Origin of the sequence: Pseudomonas sp. Z3-6 (assembly GCF_051131985.1) — a bacterium.
GTDB lineage: Bacteria > Pseudomonadota > Gammaproteobacteria > Pseudomonadales > Pseudomonadaceae > Aquipseudomonas > Aquipseudomonas zanjanensis.
Genome location: NZ_CP071644.1, coordinates 5,133,057 through 5,153,898, shown reverse-complemented (window position 1 = coordinate 5,153,898; position 20,842 = coordinate 5,133,057). Strand labels below are relative to the sequence as shown.

21 protein-coding genes are annotated in these 20,842 nt (G+C 60.7%); 20 read left to right on the top strand and 1 reads right to left on the bottom strand.

Annotation, left to right across the window (positions count from 1 at the left end):
* Window positions 1-50 precede the first annotated feature (50 nt).
* The 6 genes from fliN to flhB are packed head-to-tail and all read left to right on the top strand — an operon-like array spanning window position 51 to window position 3,916.
* Entirely contained in the window at window positions 51-509 is a 459-nt protein-coding gene (fliN, locus tag J3P88_RS22275; RefSeq protein WP_053120289.1) for a flagellar motor switch protein FliN, read from the top strand.
* Complete coding sequence (gene fliO, locus J3P88_RS22270; RefSeq protein WP_434571660.1) at window positions 510-947, top strand: flagellar biosynthetic protein FliO; 438 nt, start codon at window positions 510-512, stop codon at window positions 945-947.
* Entirely contained in the window at window positions 947-1,696 is a 750-nt protein-coding gene (gene fliP, locus J3P88_RS22265; RefSeq protein WP_186704677.1) for a flagellar type III secretion system pore protein FliP, read from the top strand. Before fliO ends, fliP begins: the two co-directional genes overlap by 1 nt.
* A 23-nt stretch (window positions 1,697-1,719) precedes the next feature.
* Window positions 1,720-1,989 (top strand): flagellar biosynthesis protein FliQ, encoded by a 270-nt coding sequence (gene fliQ, locus J3P88_RS22260; protein WP_038858957.1) that lies wholly within the window; start codon window positions 1,720-1,722, stop codon window positions 1,987-1,989.
* A 4-nt stretch (window positions 1,990-1,993) separates the two neighbouring features.
* The gene (gene fliR, locus J3P88_RS22255) at window positions 1,994-2,776 is read left to right on the top strand and encodes a flagellar biosynthetic protein FliR (RefSeq protein ID WP_186704678.1); all 783 of its coding nucleotides are present in this window, start codon (window positions 1,994-1,996) and stop codon (window positions 2,774-2,776) included.
* Between the two features lie 3 nt (window positions 2,777-2,779).
* Complete coding sequence (gene flhB / locus J3P88_RS22250; RefSeq protein ID WP_434571657.1) at window positions 2,780-3,916, top strand: flagellar biosynthesis protein FlhB; 1,137 nt, start codon at window positions 2,780-2,782, stop codon at window positions 3,914-3,916.
* 444 nt (window positions 3,917-4,360) lie between these two features.
* Here flhB and J3P88_RS22245 read toward each other — a convergent pair whose 3' ends face one another.
* Window positions 4,361-4,960, bottom strand: coding sequence for an RHS repeat-associated core domain-containing protein (locus tag J3P88_RS22245; RefSeq protein ID WP_434571655.1), 600 nt, complete (start codon window positions 4,958-4,960; stop codon window positions 4,361-4,363).
* A 477-nt stretch (window positions 4,961-5,437) separates the two neighbouring features.
* Between J3P88_RS22245 and flhA the strand changes: the two genes are divergently transcribed.
* The 14 genes from flhA to J3P88_RS22175 all read left to right on the top strand — a co-directional run bounded on the left by flhA (window position 5,438) and on the right by J3P88_RS22175 (window position 19,834).
* Entirely contained in the window at window positions 5,438-7,567 is a 2,130-nt protein-coding gene (gene flhA / locus J3P88_RS22240) for a flagellar biosynthesis protein FlhA (protein WP_186704681.1), read from the top strand.
* Between the two features lie 11 nt (window positions 7,568-7,578).
* Window positions 7,579-8,928 carry a flagellar biosynthesis protein FlhF gene (gene flhF, locus J3P88_RS22235; protein ID WP_186704682.1) on the top strand — a complete coding sequence of 450 codons (1,350 nt, stop codon included), beginning with the start codon at window positions 7,579-7,581 and terminating at the stop codon, window positions 8,926-8,928.
* Between the two features lie 115 nt (window positions 8,929-9,043).
* Window positions 9,044-9,874, top strand: coding sequence for a flagellar synthesis regulator FleN (fleN, locus tag J3P88_RS22230; protein ID WP_003184001.1), 831 nt, complete (start codon window positions 9,044-9,046; stop codon window positions 9,872-9,874).
* Window positions 9,871-10,614 (top strand): RNA polymerase sigma factor FliA, encoded by a 744-nt coding sequence (gene fliA / locus J3P88_RS22225; RefSeq protein ID WP_014337177.1) that lies wholly within the window; start codon window positions 9,871-9,873, stop codon window positions 10,612-10,614. Before fleN ends, fliA begins: the two co-directional genes overlap by 4 nt.
* Before the next feature lie 167 nt (window positions 10,615-10,781).
* Complete coding sequence (locus J3P88_RS22220) at window positions 10,782-11,153, top strand: chemotaxis response regulator CheY (protein ID WP_064378627.1); 372 nt, start codon at window positions 10,782-10,784, stop codon at window positions 11,151-11,153.
* 18 nt (window positions 11,154-11,171) lie between these two features.
* Window positions 11,172-11,957, top strand: coding sequence for a protein phosphatase CheZ (locus tag J3P88_RS22215; protein ID WP_186704683.1), 786 nt, complete (start codon window positions 11,172-11,174; stop codon window positions 11,955-11,957).
* A 28-nt stretch (window positions 11,958-11,985) separates the two neighbouring features.
* Window positions 11,986-14,244 (top strand): chemotaxis protein CheA, encoded by a 2,259-nt coding sequence (locus J3P88_RS22210; protein WP_186704684.1) that lies wholly within the window; start codon window positions 11,986-11,988, stop codon window positions 14,242-14,244.
* A gap of 48 nt (window positions 14,245-14,292) precedes the next feature.
* On the top strand, window positions 14,293-15,426 hold the full coding sequence (locus J3P88_RS22205) for a protein-glutamate methylesterase/protein-glutamine glutaminase (RefSeq protein ID WP_186728625.1): 1,134 nt from the start codon (window positions 14,293-14,295) through the stop codon (window positions 15,424-15,426).
* Window positions 15,426-16,166: a flagellar motor protein gene (locus J3P88_RS22200; RefSeq protein WP_186728626.1), complete on the top strand. Its 741-nt coding sequence runs from the start codon at window positions 15,426-15,428 to the stop codon at window positions 16,164-16,166. The genes J3P88_RS22205 and J3P88_RS22200 overlap by 1 nt, the downstream gene beginning before the upstream one ends.
* Before the next feature lie 15 nt (window positions 16,167-16,181).
* A complete protein-coding gene (motD, locus tag J3P88_RS22195) occupies window positions 16,182-17,066 on the top strand; it encodes a flagellar motor protein MotD (protein WP_186704687.1) in 885 nt (294 codons plus the stop codon).
* 49 nt (window positions 17,067-17,115) lie between these two features.
* Entirely contained in the window at window positions 17,116-17,907 is a 792-nt protein-coding gene (locus J3P88_RS22190; RefSeq protein WP_053120309.1) for a ParA family protein, read from the top strand.
* A gap of 96 nt (window positions 17,908-18,003) precedes the next feature.
* Complete coding sequence (locus tag J3P88_RS22185) at window positions 18,004-18,879, top strand: CheW domain-containing protein (protein ID WP_434571650.1); 876 nt, start codon at window positions 18,004-18,006, stop codon at window positions 18,877-18,879.
* Between the two features lie 72 nt (window positions 18,880-18,951).
* Entirely contained in the window at window positions 18,952-19,437 is a 486-nt protein-coding gene (locus J3P88_RS22180) for a chemotaxis protein CheW (RefSeq protein ID WP_003199144.1), read from the top strand.
* Between the two features lies 1 nt (window position 19,438).
* A complete protein-coding gene (locus tag J3P88_RS22175) occupies window positions 19,439-19,834 on the top strand; it encodes a DUF2802 domain-containing protein (RefSeq protein ID WP_003183966.1) in 396 nt (131 codons plus the stop codon).
* The last annotated feature ends 1,008 nt before the right edge of the window (window positions 19,835-20,842 follow it).

The window sequence follows — 20,842 nt, the reverse complement described above, 5'->3', positions numbered from 1 at the left end:
AATTTTTATGTTTGCGTTTCTAACTGATTTTTGCCCGCCGAGGACAAATGATGGCTAACGATATGAACACCCAGGATGACCAGGCGCTGGCCGACGAATGGGCCGCGGCCCTGGAAGAAACCGGCGATGCCGGGCAGGCTGACATCGATGCCTTGCTGGCCGCCGATAGCGGTAACCACGGCTCCAATCGCTTGCCGATGGAAGAGTTTGGCAGCGTGCCCAAGAGCAACGAACAGGTGACGCTGGACGGGCCGAACCTGGACGTGATCCTCGACATTCCGGTGTCCATCTCCATGGAAGTGGGCAGCACCGATATCAACATCCGCAACCTGCTGCAGCTCAACCAGGGCTCGGTAATCGAGCTGGATCGCCTGGCCGGCGAGCCGCTCGACGTGCTGGTCAACGGCACCTTGATCGCCCATGGCGAAGTGGTGGTGGTCAACGAGAAGTTCGGCATTCGCCTGACGGACGTGATCAGCCCGAGCGAACGCATCAAGAAGCTGCGCTGAGTGAAAGGTTTCCTCGCCGCAGCGTCGATGCTGCCCTTGAGCGTGCTGGCGGCCGAACCGGTTGCCACGGCGGCCGTTGCGCCGGCGTCAGGCTCGGGTATCGCCGGGCAACTGGCGCAACTGGTGCTTGGCTTGCTGCTGGTGCTGGGCTTGATCTTCTTTCTCGCCTGGTTGTTGCGGCGCGTGCAACAGGCGGGGCCGGCCGGCAAGGGCCAGGTCATCGACATCGTCGGTTCCCGTGCGCTCGGGCCGCGCGACCGGCTGGTGCTGGTGCAGGTCGGCAACGAGCAGATCCTGCTGGGCCTGAGCCCGGGCACCATCACTGCGTTGCACGTCCTCAAGGAGCCGGTACAGGTACCCTCCACCGAGTCGGCCAGCCCCGAATTTGCCCAGCGCCTCATGGAGCTGCTGGGGAAAGACCAGAAGGATAAAAAGTAATGCCGTTGCGCATTCTGTTGGCATTGGCCCTGATGCTGGCCGCACCGTTGGCGTTCGCCGCGGACCCGCTGTCGATCCCGGCGATCACCCTGGGAACCAACGCCGAAGGGGCCCAGGAATACTCGGTCAGCCTGCAGATCCTGCTGATCATGACCGCGCTGAGTTTCATTCCGGCGTTCGTCATGCTGATGACCAGCTTCACCCGGATCATCATTGTCTTTTCGATCCTGCGCCAGGCCCTGGGCCTGCAACAGACCCCCTCGAACCAGATCCTCACTGGCATGGCGCTGTTCCTGACCATGTTCATCATGGCGCCCGTGTTCGACCGGGTGAACCGGGATGCGCTGCAGCCTTACCTGGCGGAACAACTCAGCGCCCAGGATGCCGTAGCCAAGGCCCAGGTGCCGATCAAGGACTTCATGCTGGCCCAGACTCGCAGCAGTGACTTGGAATTGTTCATGCGCCTGTCCAAGCGCACCGACATCCCGAGTGCCGACCAGGCACCGCTGACCATCCTGGTGCCGGCGTTCGTGACGTCCGAGCTGAAGACCGCGTTCCAGATCGGTTTCATGATTTTCATCCCGTTCCTGATCATCGACCTGGTGGTCGCCAGCGTACTGATGGCCATGGGTATGATGATGCTCTCGCCGCTGATCATTTCCCTGCCGTTCAAGATCATGCTGTTCGTATTGGTGGATGGCTGGGCGCTGATCATCGGTACCCTGGCGGGCAGTTTCGGCGGTGTTTAGGCCTCTTGTACGGGTAGGACAATATGACGCCTGAAGTAGCGGTAGACCTGTTCCGTGAAGCGCTCTGGCTGACGACTATGATGGTTGCCATCCTGGTGATCCCCAGCCTGCTGGTGGGCTTGCTGGTGGCGATGTTCCAGGCTGCGACCCAGATCAACGAACAGACCTTGAGCTTCCTGCCGCGCCTGCTGGTGATGCTGGTGACGTTGATCGTCGCCGGCCCCTGGATGGTACAGACCTTCATGGAATACATCCTGCAGTTGTACGGCAGTATTCCGCAGTTGATCGGCTGACCCCATGTCGATGCTCGAGCTGACGGACACCCAGATCAGCACGTGGGTGGCATCGTTCATTCTGCCGCTGTTTCGCGTCACCGCGGTGCTGATGAGCATGCCGATCTTCGGCACGACACTGGTGCCAACTCGGGTGCGTTTGTACTTCGCCCTGGCGATCACGGTGGTTATCGCACCTGGGCTGCCACCGATGCCGCCGGTCAATGCCCTGGACCTCAGTGCGCTGATGCTGGTGGCCGAGCAGATTCTCATCGGTGCCTTGATGGGGTTCTCGCTGCAACTGTTCTTCCAGGCCTTTGTGGTGGCCGGGCAAATCATTTCGATCCAGATGGGCATGGCCTTCGCGTCCATGATCGACCCCACCAACGGCGTCAACACCGCGGTGATCGGCCAGTTCCTGACGATGCTGGTGACCCTGTTGTTCCTCGCCATGAACGGACATCTGGTGGTGTTCGAGGTCTTGACCGAGAGCTTTACCACCATGCCAGTGGGCAGCGCATTGCTGGTCAATCATTTCTGGGACATCGCCGGCAAGCTCGGCTGGGTCCTCGGCGCCGCGATGGTGCTGGTATTGCCGGCGATCACGGCGTTGCTGGTGGTCAACATCGCGTTTGGCGTGATGACCCGGGCGGCGCCGCAATTGAATATTTTCTCCATCGGTTTCCCGTTGACCCTGGTGCTGGGCCTGGTGATTTTCTGGGTCAGCCTGGGGGATATCCTCAACCAGTATCAGCCGCTGGCCACCCAGGCCTTGCAGCTGCTGCGCGACATGGCACAGGCACGCTGAACCATGGCCGAGAGCGAGAGTGGTCAGGACAAGACAGAAGACCCCACGGAAAAGCGCCTGCGCGAATCCCGTGAAAAGGGCGAGATCGCCCGATCCAAGGAGCTCAATACGCTGGCGGTGATGCTGGCCGGGGCGGGCGGGTTGCTGATCTACGGCGGGGGGCTGGCGTTGGATCTGCTGGAAATCATGCGGCTTAATTTTTCCCTGCCTCGTGAGGTGCTGCTCAGTCCGGAGGCGATGGGGCAATATTTGCTGCATTCCGGCAAGATCGCGATTCTGGCGGTGCAGCCGGTGCTGATATTTCTGCTGCTGGCCGCCATTATTGGTCCTATTTCCTTGGGTGGCTGGCTGTTCGCCGGCAAAAGCCTTGCGCCGAAATTCAGCCGAATGAACCCGGCCAGCGGTCTGAAGCGGATGTTTTCCACCAATGCGTTGATGGAGCTGCTCAAGGCCCTCGGAAAATTCTTCCTGGTTCTTTTTGTCGCGTTGACGGTTTTGCAGGCTGACATCGATGACCTGCTGCGCATTGCCCATGAGCCGCTGGAACAGGCCATTATCCACAGCGTGCAGTTAGTGGGCTGGAGCACGTTGTGGATGGCCTGCGGCTTGATCCTGATTGCTGCGATCGATGTGCCGATCCAGCTCTATCAGAGCAAGCAGAAGCTGATGATGACCAAGCAGGAGATACGCGACGAACACAAGGATCAGGAAGGCAAACCGGAGGTCAAGCAACGGATCCGCCAGTTGCAGCGCGAGGTCTCCCAGCGGCGGATGATGGCGGCAATCCCCGATGCCGATGTGGTCATCACCAACCCGACGCACTACGCTGTCGCCCTCAAGTACGACCCCGAAAAAGGCAACGCTCCCGTGTTGCTGGCCAAGGGCAGTGACTTCCTGGCACTGAAGATCCGTGAGATCGCCGTGGCCAATGAAGTGATGCTGCTCGAATCCCCGGCGTTGGCGCGATCGATTTATTACTCCACCGAACTCGACCAGGAAATCCCTGGGGGGCTGTATTTGGCTGTTGCGCAGGTATTGGCCTACGTCTACCAGATCCGCCAGCACCGCGCTGGCAAGGGTAAGCGCCCTGAGCCGCTCAAGGATTTGCCGATCCCGCCGGATTTGCGGCGTGACACTTGAGTGCTTATCGGCGCTAGTAATCAGCCGCCTCTAAAATATACCTGCGGATATATCTAATTCTTCTTTCAATGGTTTCGCCCGTTTTTATAGACATCTCATTGCGATAAGCCATGTTTTTGCTGCCTGGGGTTCCTGATTTGATGGCTTGCTCGTGAAAAAACTATTGCGTCGTCATAAAAATTCGTCTTCAGAATTTTTTTTCCGGAAGCATCGATTTCAGTGAAGGGGCTTTGGGGGGCCGGTATTCCTTCATTGTCGAACGGAATGTTTTGATGATGTGAGAAATATGCTTCAGCAGCGTTTTTTTATTTGGAGTCGGTCTGAAGCTGATTTGGATTTTTTCCGAGAGTGCTGCTTGCAGTGTTTTGGTTTCTGAGATTAACGTTAGCTGATCTTTAACCGTTTTTTCCACAACCGATTTGATTTTTGCCGAGCTCGGTTTATTTATCGATAACAGGTCTTTTGGACCCGCCTTAGCGCGGTTTGCTTCAAATACTGGGACATCAGACTAGCTGGAGCGCCGACGTGTCCCGTTGGGTCTCTCCGATTGATAGGGTCGCCGATGCAATATGCATACGGATTCAATCCACCCTCGCCAAACGGGCTCAAACTGTCTGGACTATTAATTCGCATCAAAACCGGATTGAACGCCCGATAACCATTTCCCAGCAAATAATGCCCGGTCACCGGATCCGGTCGCTCTCCATTGAAGCCGAGCAAGCTCAACAAACCGTTGTCGATAGTTCGATTGCCATAAGGCGAATAGGCATGGGACTGCCTTTCATTGGCGGAAACGGCATGCAATACCGAGCGTTGTTGATCGGTCGCCAACAGTGTCGCTTGCTTTGCGCTGCCTTGGGTTTCGGTCTGGGCCAGCAATTGATCGCCATGTTGAACAATTGACCGGCTGATGGCTCCTTCGATTTCTGTCGCCAGGCGAGACTTGCAATAAAACCGCTGGACAGGCGCGTGAGTCATCAAGGTGTGGCTGGTGAGGCGATCCAGTGGGTCATAGCGGTAAGTGCAGAGGCGCGTGGCTGACATGGTCGATGCTCCGTTCGGGTGAGGCTCCGTTGGATTATCGGGGTTGGGATGCAGAGGGGAAACTAGCAGAACTGTTAGGTTTGCCTGGAAAGCGACAGGCCCCGTGGCGAGGGAGCTTGCTCCCGCTCGGTTGCGCAGCGACCGCCATAACGCAGGTGTGCCTGATGTTTCGTATTCGGCTGGTTTCGGGGCCGCTTCGCGACCCAGCGGGAGCAAGCTCCCTCGCCACAGGTTCGTCGTTTGCCTTAGGTGAACAGCATGACCCTGTGGAGCGAGCCTGCTCGCGAATGCGGTAATCCAGTCCATGCAAATGTTGACTGACAAATCGCAATCGCGAGCAGGCTCGCTCCCACAGGGTTGAATGTGCGTCAGCCGCTCTATTGCAGTCTTCAAGAAAAGTTGGAAGGCTTCTTGCAATACCCCGTCTGCGCCCCTTCCGGGCGTCAAAAGTTTGCTTCACAGGAACGGGGAATTTTGGTGGATCGCTCTCAGTTACTCAGCTCTGCACGCAGCAATGTCGTAGACCTCAGCCGGGGTAATCTGGGCGTGCCGCTGTTGCTGCTGGTCATGCTCGCCATGATGATGCTGCCGGTGCCGCCGTTCCTGCTGGACGTGTTCTTCACGTTCAACATCGCCCTGTCGATCGTGGTGCTGCTGGTGTGCGTCTACGCCCTGCGGCCGCTGGATTTCGCCGTGTTCCCGACCATCCTGCTGGTGGCCACGCTGTTGCGCCTGGCGCTGAACGTGGCGTCCACCCGGGTGGTGATGATTCATGGCCAAGAAGGCCACGCCGCCGCCGGTAAGGTGATCCAGGCCTTCGGTGAGGTGGTGATCGGCGGTAACTACGTGGTCGGTATCGTGGTTTTTGCGATCTTGATGATCATCAACTTCGTCGTGGTGACCAAGGGCGCCGGGCGGATTTCCGAGGTGAGCGCACGTTTCACCCTCGATGCGATGCCCGGCAAGCAGATGGCGATCGACGCCGACCTCAACGCCGGCCTGATCGACCAGAGCCAGGCCAAGCTGCGTCGCCTGGAAGTGGCCCAGGAAGCCGAGTTCTACGGCTCCATGGACGGTGCCAGCAAATTCGTGCGCGGTGACGCCATCGCCGGCCTGTTGATTCTGTTCATCAACCTGATCGGCGGCATGGCCGTCGGCATCTTTCAGCACGGCATGACCTTCGGCGATGCCGGCAAGGTTTACGCCTTGTTGACCATTGGTGACGGTTTGGTGGCGCAATTGCCATCACTGCTGTTATCCACAGCCGCCGCGATCATGGTGACCCGTGCTTCGGGCTCCGAAGACATGGGCAAGCAGATCAGTCGCCAAATGTTCGCCTCGCCCAAGGCCCTGGCCGTTGCCGCCGGCCTGATGGCGGTGATGGGCCTGGTGCCTGGCATGCCGCATTTTTCCTTCCTGAGCATGGCGGCCCTGGCGGCTGGCGGTGCCTACCTGTTCTGGAAGAAGCAGAACGTGCAGAAAGTCCAGGCCCTGCAAGAGGTCAAGCGCCAGCAGGAACTGCTGCCGTCGCCGGCCCGCGCCATGGAAACCAAGGAATTGGGCTGGGATGACGTGACGCCCATCGACATGATCGGCCTGGAAGTCGGTTATCGCCTGATTCCGTTGGTCGACCGCAACCAGGGTGGTCAGTTGCTGGCGCGGATCAAGGGGGTGCGCAAGAAGCTCTCCCAAGACCTGGGCTTCCTGATGCCCACTGTGCACATCCGCGACAACCTCGACCTGGCGCCGAGCGCCTATCGCCTGACACTGATGGGCGTGATCCTGGCCGAAGCCGAGATCTACCCCGACCGCGAGCTGGCGATCAACCCTGGCCAGGTCTACGGCAGCCTCAACGGCATCACCGCCAAGGATCCGGCTTTTGGCCTGGAGGCGGTGTGGATCGAAATCAGCCAGCGGGCCCAGGCCCAGTCCCTCGGCTACACCGTGGTGGACGCCAGTACCGTGGTGGCGACCCACTTGAACCAGATTCTGTACAAGCACTCCAGCGAGCTGATTGGCCACGAAGAAGTCCAGCAACTCCTGCAAGTACTGGCCAAAGGCTCGCCGAAGCTGGCTGAAGAGTTGGTGCCGGGCGTGGTTTCGTTGTCGCAGTTGCTCAAGGTCCTGCAAGCGTTGTTGGCCGAGCAAGTGCCTGTGCGCGACATACGCAGTATTGCCGAAGCCATCGCCAACAACGCGTCCAAGAGTCAAGATACCGCCGCCCTGGTGGCCGCGGTTCGGGTCGGCGTATCCCGTGCAATCGTCCAAAGCATTGTAGGCACTGAGTCTGAGCTGCCTGTTATCACCTTGGAGCCAAGGTTGGAACAGATATTGCTCAATAGTCTGCAGAAGGCAGGACAAGGCTCGGAAGAGGGTGTTCTGCTGGAGCCAAGCATGGCCGAGAAGCTGCAGCGTTCGCTGATCGAGGCAGCCCAGCGGCAAGAGATGCAAGGCCAACCGGTGATCCTGCTGGTGGCCGGTCCGATTCGCGCGATGCTCTCGCGATTCGGACGCCTCGCGGTCCCGGGGCTGCATGTGCTGGCGTACCAGGAAATACCGGACAACAAGCAAGTGACCATCGTTGCGACAGTAGGGCCCAACGGCTGAGGTAGTGGTTTATGCAAGTGAAGCGTTTTTTCGCCGCAGACATGCGTCAGGCCATGAAACTGGTTCGTGACGAGCTGGGCGCTGAAGCAGCCATCATTGGCAACCGTCGTATCGCCGGCGGTGTCGAGCTGACGGCGGCCCTGGATTACAAATTGTCGGCGCTGGCGCCACGGGTTCCGAACATGGAACTTGAAGATGAGCTGCGCAAGACTCAATCGCGCATCGCCAGCGCCCAGGCCGAACTGAGCCTGCGCAGCAGCGAAGGCGAAGGCGCGCCGGGCACCAATCGTCAATTGTTCGCCGGTCAGCCGCTGACCGCCGGCCTGCCGTTGACCGCCGCCGAACCGCTGATGGAACAGGTCCAGGCCGAACCGCGTCGTCCAGAGCCGGCACCTGCCGCGCCAGCCCGTGGGCTTGACCCGCGCGCCCTGGACTCGATGCGCTTCGAACTCAACAGCCTGCGCGAGCTGATGGAAGTCCAGCTCGGCTCCCTGGCCTGGAACCAGCTGCAAGGCAGCCGTCCGGCCCAGGCCAACCTGTGGCGTCGCCTGCAACGCATCGGCCTGTCCGGCCCGTTGTCCCGCGACCTGCTGGCGCTGATCAATGGTATCGAAGAGCCGCGCCAGGCCTGGCGCATGCTGCTGGCGCACCTGGCACGCATGATTGCCACGCCGGAAGTCGAGCCGCTGGAAGAGGGCGGGGTCATTGCCATGGTCGGTCCTGCCGGCATGGGCAAGACCACCACCCTGGCCAAGCTCGCCGCCCGTTATGTACTCAAGTACGGCGCCCAGAGCATCGCCCTGGTAAGCATGGACAGTTTCCGCATCGGTGCCCAGGAACAACTCAAGACCCTGGGCCGGATCCTCAATGTGTCGGTGACCCATGTGGATCCGGGCCAATCCCTGGCCCAGGCGCTGGAACCGCTGCTGCGCAAACGCGTCGTGCTGATCGATACCGCCGGCCTGCAAGCCAGCGATCCGGCCCTGCGCATGCAGCTCGAAAGCCTGGCCGGACGCGGTATCAAGTCAAAAAATTATCTCGTGTTGGCAACCACCAGCCAGAAACAGGTTCTAACCGCCGCATACCACAGCTACAAACGCTGCGGGCTGGCCGGCTGCATCCTGACTAAGCTGGACGAAACGGCAAGCCTGGGCGAGGTGTTGAGCCTGGCGATCGGTCATGAACTGCCGGTGGCCTACCTGACCGACGGGCCGCGGATCCCGGATGATTTGCATCTGCCGCGCCGTCATCAACTGGTCAGTCGTGCCGTGAGTGTGCAAATGCAGGAAGAACCCAGCGAAGAAGCCATGGCTGACATGTTCGCTGACATCTACCACAGCCCGACCAAGCAGGTCGGCTGAGGTAATCATGAATATTTTTTGTACCTACATCGATGGTCTGCCATGCATTGTTCCGTATGCGAACGCGCAGCCAGTAATGTGGCCTCCGTCTAAGAAGACAAGGTAAAGAACGAACATGGGCAGCATGCATCCCGTACAGGTGATCGCGGTGACCGGCGGCAAAGGTGGCGTCGGGAAGACTAACGTGTCAGTGAACTTGTCCCTGGCTCTGGCAGAGCTTGGCCGACGGGTCATGCTGCTGGACGCCGACCTGGGCCTGGCGAACGTCGACGTGTTGCTGGGGCTTACCCCCAAACGCACCCTGGCGGACGTGATCGAAGGCCGTTGCGAACTGCGCGACGTGCTGTTGCAGGGGCCGGGCGGGATTCGCATCGTGCCGGCTGCCTCCGGCACCCAGAGCATGGTTCACCTGACCCCGGCGCAGCACGCGGGCCTGATCCAGGCGTTCAGCGACATCGGCGATAACCTCGATGTGCTGGTAATCGATACCGCGGCCGGCATCGGCGACTCGGTCGTCAGTTTCGTGCGCGCCGCCCAGGAAGTGCTGCTGGTGGTCTGCGACGAACCGACGTCCATCACCGACGCCTATGCCCTGATCAAACTGCTTAACCGCGACTATGGCATGAACCGCTTCCGCGTCCTGGCCAACATGGCCCAGAGCCCGCAGGAAGGACGCAACCTGTTCGCCAAGTTGACGAAGGTCACCGATCGCTTCCTGGACGTCGCCCTACAATACGTCGGTGCAGTGCCTTACGACGAAAGCGTGCGCAAGGCCGTCCAGAAGCAACGTGCCGTTTATGAAGCCTTTCCACGTTCCAAATGCGCGCTGGCGTTCAAGGCGATCGCCCAAAAGGTCGATACCTGGCCGCTGCCGGCCAACCCCCGCGGGCATCTGGAGTTTTTCGTCGAGCGTCTTGTGCAACAAACAGCAGGGCCCGTGTTATGACAGCCAGCGGTTACAACCATCTCTACAAAAAATCGGCACGGGACGCCCAATACGAATTGATCGAGCGTTATGCGCCACTGGTCAAGCGTATCGCCTATCACTTGCTGGCGCGGTTGCCGGCCAGTGTCCAGGTCGAGGATTTGATCCAGGCCGGCATGATCGGCCTGCTTGAAGTGTCGAACAAATACGACGCCAGCAAGGGCGCCAGTTTCGAGACCTATGCCGGTATTCGCATTCGTGGGGCGATGCTCGATGAAGTCCGCAAGGGCGATTGGGCGCCGCGTTCGGTGCACCGCAATACCCGCATGGTCAGTGACGCGATTCGGGCAATCGAAGCTAAAACTGGGCGTGACGCTAAAGATCACGAGGTTGCGGCCGAACTCCAGTTGAGTCTCGATGATTATTACGGGATTTTGAACGATACCTTGGGCAGTCGCCTGTTCAGCTTCGACGACCTCTTGCAGGACGGCGAGCACGAAGGGCTGCATGAGGATAACGCGAGTGCTCACATGGAGCCGTCGCGTGACCTGGAAGATGAACGTTTCCAGAGTGCGCTGGCGGATGCGATTGCCAATTTGCCGGAACGTGAGCGACTGGTCTTGGCGCTGTACTACGACGAAGAGCTGAACCTCAAGGAAATCGGTGAGGTCCTGGGGGTCAGCGAATCTCGGGTCAGCCAGTTACACAGCCAGTGCGCGGCCCGCTTGCGGGGCCGTTTGGGGGAGTGGCGAGCGCGCTGACAGGCAGTGTGGGGACACTGCGAGCGGGACTGGCATGGCGTTGCCGGGTCAGTTTCCATCCGTTGTGCTCCAGACCGTTGTCGAGTGTTGTGCCGGAATTGATTGAAATGGCGCGTCCAGGTGCTGGGCGCGTTTAAGACTGCTTGGAGGTCGAATTGGACAAGAACATGAAAATCCTCATCGTTGATGACTTCTCAACGATGCGGCGGATCATAAAAAACCTGTTGCGTGACCTTGGGTTCACCAACACGGTCGAGGCGGATGATGGCGTCACAGCCATTCCGGTCCTCAACAGCGGGAGCATCGACTTTCTGGTGACTGACTGGAACATGCCCGGCATGACCGGTATCGACTTGCTGCGCCATGTGCGCGCCGACGAAAAACTCAAGCACCTCCCGGTGCTGATGGTGACTGCCGAAGCCAAGCGCGAGCAGATCATCGAAGCGGCCCAGGCCGGTGTAAACGGCTATGTGGTCAAGCCCTTCACGGCCCAGGCGTTGAAAGAGAAGATCGAAAAAATCTTCGAACGCATCGGTTAACGGCGCCACGGGGGAGCTATGGACAACGAATCTTCAATGGGCGATTTCGAATCGACCCTGAAAAAACATGCCCGCGAACTGGTCGACAGCCTTGAAAAAGGTCGCTTTGGCGATGCGGTTCAAATGATCCATGAGCTCAACCAGACCCGTGACCGTGGTCTGTATCAGGAAGTGGGCAAGCTCACGCGTGAACTGCACAGCGCGATTGTCAATTTCCAGATCGACCCGCACATGCCGCAGGCCGAGGAAGTCTCGCAGATCACCGACGCCACCGAGCGCCTGGGCTATGTGGTCAAGCTGACGGAGGCCGCGGCCAACCGCACCATGGACCTGGTGGAAAGCGCAACACCGCTGGTCAATGGCCTGAGTGAAGAGGCCCAGGCCTTGAGCACCGACTGGGGCCGGTTCATGCGTCGCGAAGTCGGTGCTGAAGAATTTCGGGAGCTGGCCCGTCGGGTCGACGGTTTCCTGACGCGCAGCAGCAACGAAAACCGCGCCGTGGCCAGTAACCTCAACGACATTCTGCTGGCCCAGGACTATCAAGACCTGACCGGCCAGGTGATCAAGCGTGTGACCCAACTGGTCACCGAAGTGGAAAGCAACCTGCTCAAACTGGTGCTGATGGCTAGCCAGGTCGACCGCTTTGCAGGCATCGAACACGACCGTGAAGCGATACTTGCTGAAAAAGATCCACAAAAACATCTCTCTCAGGGTGAAGGTCCGCAAATTCATGCCGATAAAAGAGAAGACGTTATGTCCGGTCAGGACGATGTGGACGATTTGCTGTCCAGCCTTGGATTTTGATTTAGCCCTATTTTAGGAGCAGCCATTAATGAGCTTCGGCGCCGATGAAGAGATCCTTCAGGATTTCCTGGTTGAGGCCGGCGAGATTCTAGAGCAACTGTCCGAACAGCTGGTCGAGCTGGAAAGCCGACCTGATGATGCGGATCTGCTCAATGCAATTTTTCGCGGTTTCCACACTGTAAAAGGAGGCGCCGGCTTCCTCCAGCTCAACGAGCTGGTGGAGTGCTGTCACATTGCCGAGAACGTGTTCGACATCCTGCGCAAGGGTGAGCGTCGCGTTGATTCGGAATTGATGGACGTGGTGCTCGAAGCGCTGGATGCGGTCAACAGCATGTTCAGCGAAGTGCGTGAGCGCTCGCCGATTACCCCGGCCACCCCCGAGCTGCTCGCCGCGCTGGCACGCCTGGCCGAGCCGCAATCGGCTGACGAAGCCGCGCCGGTTGCCGAGGCAGTGGTTGAAGAACCAGTCGCCGAAGAATCGGGCGACATCACCGATAATGAATTCGAACAGTTGCTGGACTCCCTGAGTGCCGTCAAGGCCCAGGCCGAGGCACCGGCCGCTCAGGTTGCGCCGGCTGCACCGGCCAGCAATGGGGCTGGCAGCGACGAAATCACCGATGCCGAGTTCGAGTCGCTGCTCGACCAGCTTCACGGCAAGGGCCAATTCGCGCCAGATGCCGTTGTCCCGCCAGCAGCCCCGGCCGCCGCGAAAGCGGCGGGCGACAGCTCGGACATCACCGACGACGAATTCGAAGCCTTGCTCGACCAGTTGCATGGCAAGGGCACCTTTGCCGTTGACGCCCTGGATTCGGCCATCGCTTCGGCACCGACGCCGGCCAAACCTGCTGCCGCTGCCGCAGGCAGCGACCTGATCAGCGACCACGAATTCGAATCGCTGCTCGATGAGCTGCACGGCAAGGGCAAGTTCAGCGAGGTCGGTACCGCTTCCGCCGCGCCTGCCGCCGCCAAGACGGCCGCACCGGCGGCCAAGGCCGCGCCCAAACCCGCCGCCAAGGCACCGGAACCCAAGGCCGAGCCCGCCAAGCCTGCCGCTGCCGCCGCCCCGGCGCCAGCCCGTGCTCCAGCGGCTGCGCCAGCGGAAAAACCGGCCAGCGAAGCCGAGACCACCGTTCGGGTCGATACCGCACGCCTGGACGAGATCATGAACATGGTCGGCGAGCTGGTGCTGGTGCGTAACCGCCTGGTGCGCCTGGGCCTCAACAGCCAGGACGAAGCCATGTCCAAGGCTGTGTCGAACCTCGACGTGGTCACGGCCGATTTGCAGACTGCGGTCATGAAGACCCGGATGCAGCCGATCAAGAAAGTCTTCGGGCGCTTCCCGCGCCTGGTTCGCGACCTGGCTCGCCAGCTCAAGAAAGAAATCAACCTGGAACTGGTGGGTGAAGAGACCGACCTCGACAAGAACCTTGTCGAGGCCCTGGCCGACCCGCTGGTCCACTTGGTGCGCAACGCGGTCGACCACGGCATCGAGTCGCCGGAAGAACGCGAAGCCTCGGGCAAGGTCCGCAGCGGCAAGGTGATCCTGGCCGCAGAGCAGGAGGGCGACCACATCCTGCTGTCGATCTCCGATGATGGCAAAGGCATGGACCCGAATGTGTTGCGTTCCATCGCGGTGAAACGCGGTGTGATGGACAAGGATGCCGCCGACCGCCTGAGCGATACCGAGTGCTACAACCTGATCTTCGCCCCGGGCTTCTCGACCAAGACCGAGATCTCCGACGTGTCGGGCCGTGGCGTGGGCATGGACGTGGTGAAAACCAAGATTTCCCAGCTCAACGGTTCGATCAATATCTACTCGACCAAGGGCCAGGGCTCGAAGATCGTCATCAAGGTCCCGTTGACCCTGGCGATCATGCCGACGCTCATGGTGATGCTGGGCAACCAGGCCTTCGCCTTCCCGTTGGTCAACGTCAACGAGATTTTCCACCTCGACCTGTCGCGCACCAACGTGGTCGACGGCCAGGAAGTGGTCATCGTGCGGGACAAGGCGCTGCCGCTGTTCTACCTCAAGCGCTGGCTGGTCAGCTCCGCTGCTCACGTCGAGCAGGGCGAAGGCCACGTGGTGATCCTTTCGGTGGGCACCCAGCGGATCGGCTTTGTCGTCGACCAGTTGGTGGGCCAGGAAGAAGTGGTCATCAAGCCGTTGGGCAAGATGCTCCAGGGCACCCCGGGCATGTCCGGCGCCACCATCACCGGCGACGGCCGCATCGCGTTGATTCTCGATGTGCCAAGCATGCTCAAGCGTTACGCCGCCCGGCGTATTTGATTCTGGAGGGGAGCGGCCCAGGGCCGCGCCTCGTCTAACGGAGTGTTTATGGTAGTTAAAGTCCTGGTGGTGGACGATTCGGGGTTTTTCCGTCGCCGCGTCTCGGAAATTCTTTCAGCGGACACGAGTATTCAGGTCGTCGGTACCGCGACTAACGGCAAAGAGGCGATCGATCAGGCCCTGGCACTCAAGCCGGACGTGATCACCATGGACTACGAGATGCCGATGATGGACGGCATCACGGCCGTGCGGCATATCATGCAGCGCTGCCCGACCCCGGTCTTGATGTTTTCCTCCCTGACCCATGAAGGCGCCCGGGTGACCCTCGATGCGCTGGACGCCGGGGCGGTGGATTTCCTGCCGAAGAATTTCGAAGACATTTCGCGCAACCCGGACAAGGTCCGGCAGTTGCTGTGCGAAAAGGTCCACAGCATTTCCCGCAGCAATCGCCGTGTCAGTGCCTACAGCGCGCCGGCACCCGCCCCGGTTGCGGCGCCAAGCCCGGCGCCTGCGCCGACGGTTTCGAGCAGCTTCAATCCTGCACCGGTGCGTAGCGCCCCGGCACCTGCGCCGACGCGTTCGGCGCCTGCCAGTGCATCGTCGCCGGCACCCAAGCGCAAAGCCTACAAGCTGGTGGCGATTGGTACGTCCACCGGCGGCCCGGTGGCGCTGCAACGGGTCCTGACTCAGTTGCCCGCCAACTTCCCGGCCCCCATCGTGCTGATCCAGCACATGCCGGCGGCGTTCACCAAGGCATTTGCCGAGCGCTTGGACAAGCTCTGCAACATCAGCGTCAAGGAAGCCGAGGATGGCGACATCCTGCGTCCCGGCCTGGCGTTGCTGGCACCGGGTGGCAAGCAGATGATGATCGACGGCCGCGGCGCGGTGAAAATCCTGCCGGGCGATGAGCGTCTGAACTACAAGCCTTGCGTGGACATTACCTTCGGTTCCGCCGCCAAGTCCTACGGCGACAAAGTTTTGGCAGTGGTGCTGACCGGCATGGGCGCCGACGGTCGCGAAGGCGCGCGCCTGCTCAAGCAGGGCGGCAGTGCGATCTGGGCCCAGGACGAAGCCAGTTGCGTGATCTACGGCATGCCCATGGCGATCGTGAAAGCTGATCTTGCCGACGCGGTGTACGGATTGGATGACATCGGTCGACACCTGGTCGAGGCCTGCCTGTAATGGATGTGCTCAGCCTGATTGGCATCACCATGGCGTTCGTCGCCATCATTGGCGGCAATTACCTGGAAGGCGGTCATCTCGGCGCGCTGGCCAACGGTCCGGCGGCGTTGATCGTGATCGGCGGCACCATTGGCGCGGCGCTGTTGCAATCACCCATGAGCGCTTTCAAGCGCGCCATGCAGGTGCTGATCTGGATTCTGTTCCCGCCCCGTGTCGACCTGGCTGGTGGCATCGACCGCGTGGTGAACTGGAGCCTGACCGCTCGCAAGGAAGGCTTGCTGGGCCTGGAAGGGGTGGCCGATGCCGAGCCTGACAGCTATTCGCGCAAAGGCCTGCAATTGCTGGTGGACGGCGCCGAGCCGGAAGCCATCCGCAGCATCCTGGAGGTGGACTTCTACACCCAGGAAAGTCGCGACATCGAGGCGGCCAAGGTCTTCGAAAGCATGGGCGGCTACGCGCCGACCATTGGCATCATCGGCGCGGTGATGGGTCTGATCCATGTAATGGGCAACCTGGCCGATCCGTCGCAACTGGGCAGCGGCATCGCCGTGGCATTCGTCGCGACGATCTACGGCGTGGCGAGCGCCAACCTGGTGTTGCTGCCGATCGCGGCCAAACTCAAGTCCATCGCGTTGCGTCAGTCGCGCTATCGCGAAATGCTGCTGGAAGGGATCCTGTCGATCGCCGAGGGTGAGAACCCGCGCTCCATTGAATTGAAGCTCCAGGGCTTCATGGATTAATGGGGGATATGGAGCATGGCACGTCGCAGGCATCGTGAAGAACACGTCAACCATGAACGCTGGCTGGTTTCCTACGCCGACTTCATCACGCTGCTGTTCGCTTTTTTCGTGGTCATGTATTCGATCTCGTCAGTCAACGAAGGCAAGTACAAAGTCATTTCCGAGGCGTTGATCGGGGTCTTCACTGATTCCGACCGGGCTCTCAAGCCCATTCCGATCGGCGAGGAGCGGCCCAAGACCACCACGCCGGCCAAACCCTTGGTCAAGGACAGCGAGCAGGTCGACGCCGGTATCGCCGGCAGTAGCGATCCGTTGAAAAGCATCGCCGACGACATCAGCGCGGCGTTCGGCGACCTGATCAGCTCCAACCAGATGACCGTGCGCGGCAACGAGCTGTGGGTCGAGATCGAACTCAATTCCAGCCTGTTGTTCGGCAGTGGCGATGCCATGCCCAGCGACATGGCGTTCAACATCATCGATAAGGTCGCGGCGATCCTCAAGCCGTTCGACAACCCGATCCACGTCGAAGGCTTCACCGACGACCAGCCGATCCGTACCGCGCAATACCCGACCAACTGGGAACTGTCCTCGGCCCGCTCGGCGAGCATCGTGCGCATGCTGGCGATGCAGGGACTCAATCCCGGGCGCTTGGCATCGGTGGGGTATGGCGAGTTCCAGCCGGTGGCCAACAACGCCACCGCCGAGGGGCGTGCGCGCAACCGTCGCGTAATATTGGTGGTGTCGCGCAACCTCGATGTGCGTCGCAGTCTGACCGGTACCGGTACGGCCAAAGCAACCCCGGACGCGGCATTGAAGCGGGCTGGCACACAAACTGCACCGGCTCCGGTCAAGTCGCCGGGAAGACAGAGTGCCGTCAATTCTCCGTCACCCGCTTTATAACCGAGCTATTTCTCGGTCGAGCCAGTTTCGGCCGGGAGGAACGATCCGAATGAGAGTCTGGGCAGTCGCCAATCAAAAAGGTGGTGTGGGCAAGACCACATCTTCCATCGCTTTAGCCGGGTTGCTGGCCGAGGCGGGCAAGCGCGTGGTCATCGTCGACCTGGACCCCCACGGCTCGATGACCAGCTATTTCGGCTACGATCCCGACAGCCTGGAGCACAGCAACTACGACCTGTTCCTGCACAAGGGCGTGGTGCCCGAGGGCCTGCCGGGGCAGTTGCTGTTGTCCACCAGCGACGAGCGCATTTCGCTGTTGCCGTCGAGCACCGCCCTGGCCACCCTGGAGCGACAGTCGCCTGGGCAGAGCGGGCTGGGCCTGGTGATCGCCAAGAGTCTGGCGCAGCTGTGGCAGGATTTCGATTACGCGATCATCGACAGCCCGCCGTTGCTGGGTTTGCTGATGGTCAATGCCTTGGCAGCCAGCCAACAACTGGTGATCCCGGTGCAGACCGAGCATTTGGCGGTCAAGGGCCTGGAGCGCATGGTCAATACCCTGGCGATGGTCAATCGTTCGCGCAAGCAGACGCTGGCCTTCAACATCGTGCCGACCCTGTTCGACCGTCGCACCCAGGCGTCCCTGGGCACCCTGCGCGTCTTGCGGGACATGTACCCGGAGGACATCTGGCAAGGCTATATCCCCGTTGACACGCGCCTGCGCGATGCCAGCCGTGCCGGTGTGACCCCTTCGCAATTCGATGGCAAGAGCCGTGGCGTACTGGCTTACCGGGCGCTGCTCAAGCACCTGCTGGCCCAACAGCTTGTTCCGCAGCAGGTGGCTTAAGGTGACGAGGCTTTCCACTGGCATCGTGTTCGCTTGCGAGCACTCAAGTCCTAGCGCATTCATGCCGATAACCTCTTCAAGTGGCGCACTGTTCCCATGAGCCGCCCGATAAAGACAACCTCGCGTCCGCAAATGGCCCTGCAGTCCTATCTGGATGGGCTGTTGCAGGAAGCGACCGAAGAACTACCACCGCCGCCAAGCGTGATCGAGGCGTTGCCCGAACCCGTCGAAGCCGAGGGTGTGCTGGATGAATTTCAAGCGGCCGTGCTCGAAGAGCAGGCCCGTGATGCACGCAAATCAGTAGTGGCTGCGGCGGTCGAAGCACCGTTCATCAAGCCGCAACTGGCGGTCATGGACGCACCTGCGCCGATCCTGGCTCCGGTCTCGACCGTCGCCCCGTTGCTGCAGGGCCTGGTGACGCCGGTGGTGGAAGTCCACTTGCCGCCGAGCAGTCCGCCGCCACCGGTGCCGGGCGACGACCGTCCGGCCTGGGCGGCCGAGCCGTTCGAGTGTTTGTTGTTCGATGTGGCCGGGTTGACCCTGGCGGTGCCGCTGGTCTGCCTGGGGTCGATCTACTCCCTGGCCGGGCAGGAATTGACGCCGTTGTTTGGCCAGCCGGAATGGTTCCTCGGGATCCTGCCGAGCCAGGCCGGCAACCTGAAGGTGCTGGATACGGCGCGCTGGGTCATGCCGGACCGTTATCGCGATGACTTTCGCCAGGGCTTGCAATACGTGATTTCGGTGCAAGGTTATGAATGGGGATTGGCGGTGCATCAGGTCAGCCGTTCGCTGCGCCTGGACCCGAACGAGATCAAGTGGCGCAGCCATCGAGGGCAACGGCCATGGCTGGCCGGTACGGTGATCGAGCACATGTGCGCCTTGCTGGACGTTTCCGAACTGGCGGAGTTGATTGCCAGCGGCGGGGCAAAACACTTGGGCGGCAGCAAGAAGCCGGTCCAGAAACCGAAATAAGACAACCGGTGGCGCGCAGCGTCGCCGGACAGAATACACGCCGCCACAGGCGGTTTTTCGAGGGGTCAGGGTATGAATGATAAGGCGTCGTCTCAAAAGGGTTCTGAAGATCCGATTCTGCAATGGGTGACCTTCAAACTCGATAACGAAACCTACGGCATCAACGTGATGCGCGTTCAGGAAGTGCTGCGCTATACCGAGATCGCCCCGGTACCGGGTGCACCCAGCTATGTGCTGGGCATCATCAACCTGCGCGGCAACGTGGTCACCGTGATCGATACCCGTCAGCGCTTCGGCCTGATGAACGCCGAGATCAGCGACAACACCCGGATCGTCATCATCGAAGCCGACAAGCAAGTGGTTGGCATCATGGTCGACAGCGTCGCCGAAGTGGTTTACCTGCGCCAGTCGGAAATCGAAACCGCGCCGAACGTGGGTAACGAAGAATCCGCCAAGTTCATTCAGGGCGTGTGCAACAAGAACAACGAGTTGCTGATTCTGGTTGAACTGGACAAGATGATGAGCGAAGAAGAGTGGTCGGAACTGGAGAGTATCTGATTTGATTCTTGAGGTAGCAGTCATTGTCCTGTTCCTTTTCTGGGCAGGCACGCTGGCGATGTTCTTGGCGTACATACGTGGCCAGCGGCAGATCGCCGCTCAGCAGGCCCAGGGCGATGCGCTGCGCGACCAGCGCATCAAGGACCTGGCCAAGCGCGTCGACGATTACCAGAACGGCACCGTGCGCATGGGCGAAGCGCTCCATGAGCTGCGTGCCGTGGTTGCGCCGTTGCCGGACAAGCTCGCCCAGTTGGAACAGCGCGACCCCTCCAGCCTGTCCTTCGCCCAGGCCGCCCGCCTGGTGGGCATGGGCGCCAGCGTCGACGAACTGACCCAAGCCTGCGGCCTGACCCAGGCCGAGGCGGAGTTGATGAGCAAGCTGCACAAGGGCGGCTGATCTTTAGCTATCACCCAAGACCAATGTGGGAGCGAGCCTGCTCGCGATAGCGGTGTGGCAGTCGATAGAAATGTCGGGTGTGATTCCGTCATTGCGAGCAGGCTCGCTCCCACAGGTTTTTCTGGCGCTCACCGACTGATCATTCCAGCACACGCAGCGCTTGTGGCGAGGGAGCTTGCTCCCGCTGGCCTGCGAAGCGGGCCCCAGCATTGTTCCCAGGCAGACCGTATCGCCCGGTTTTGCGACTGCTGCGCAGCCGAGCGGGAGCAAGCTCCCTCGCCACGATGTCGCGTCCTGCCGCAGATCCAATGTGGGAGCGAGCCTGCTCGCGATAGCGGTGTGGCAGTCGATAGAAATGTCGGGTGTGATTCCGTCATCGCGAGCAGGCTCGCTCCCACAGGTTTTTCTGGCGCTCACCGACTGATCATTCCAGCACACGCAGCGCTTGTGGCGAGGGAGCTTGCTCCCGCTGGCCTGCGAAGCGGGCCCCCGCATTGTTCCCAGGCAGACCGTATCGCCCGGTTTTGCGGCTGCTGCGCAGCCGAGCGGGAGCAAGCTCCCTCGCCACGATGTCGCGTCCTGCCGCAGATCCAATGTGGGAGCGAGCCTGCTCGCGATAGCGGTGTGGCAGTCGATAGAAATGTCGGGTGTGATTCCGTCATTGCGAGCAGGCTCGCTCCCACAGGTTTTTCTGGCGCTCACCGACTGTTCATTCCAGCACACGCAGCGCTTGTGGCGAGGGAGCTTGCTCCCACTGGCCTGCGAAGCGGGCCCCCGCATTGTTCCCAGGCAGACCGTATCGCCCGGTTTTGCGGCTGCTGCGCAGCCGAGCGGGAGCAAGCTCCCTCGCCACGATGTCGCGTCCTGCCGCAGATCCAATGTGGGAGCGAGCCTGCTCGCGATAGCGGTGTGGCAGTCGATAGAAATGTCGGGTGTGATTCCGTCATCGCGAGCAGGCTCGCTCCCACAGGTTTTTCTGGCGCTCACCGACTGATCATTCCAGCACAC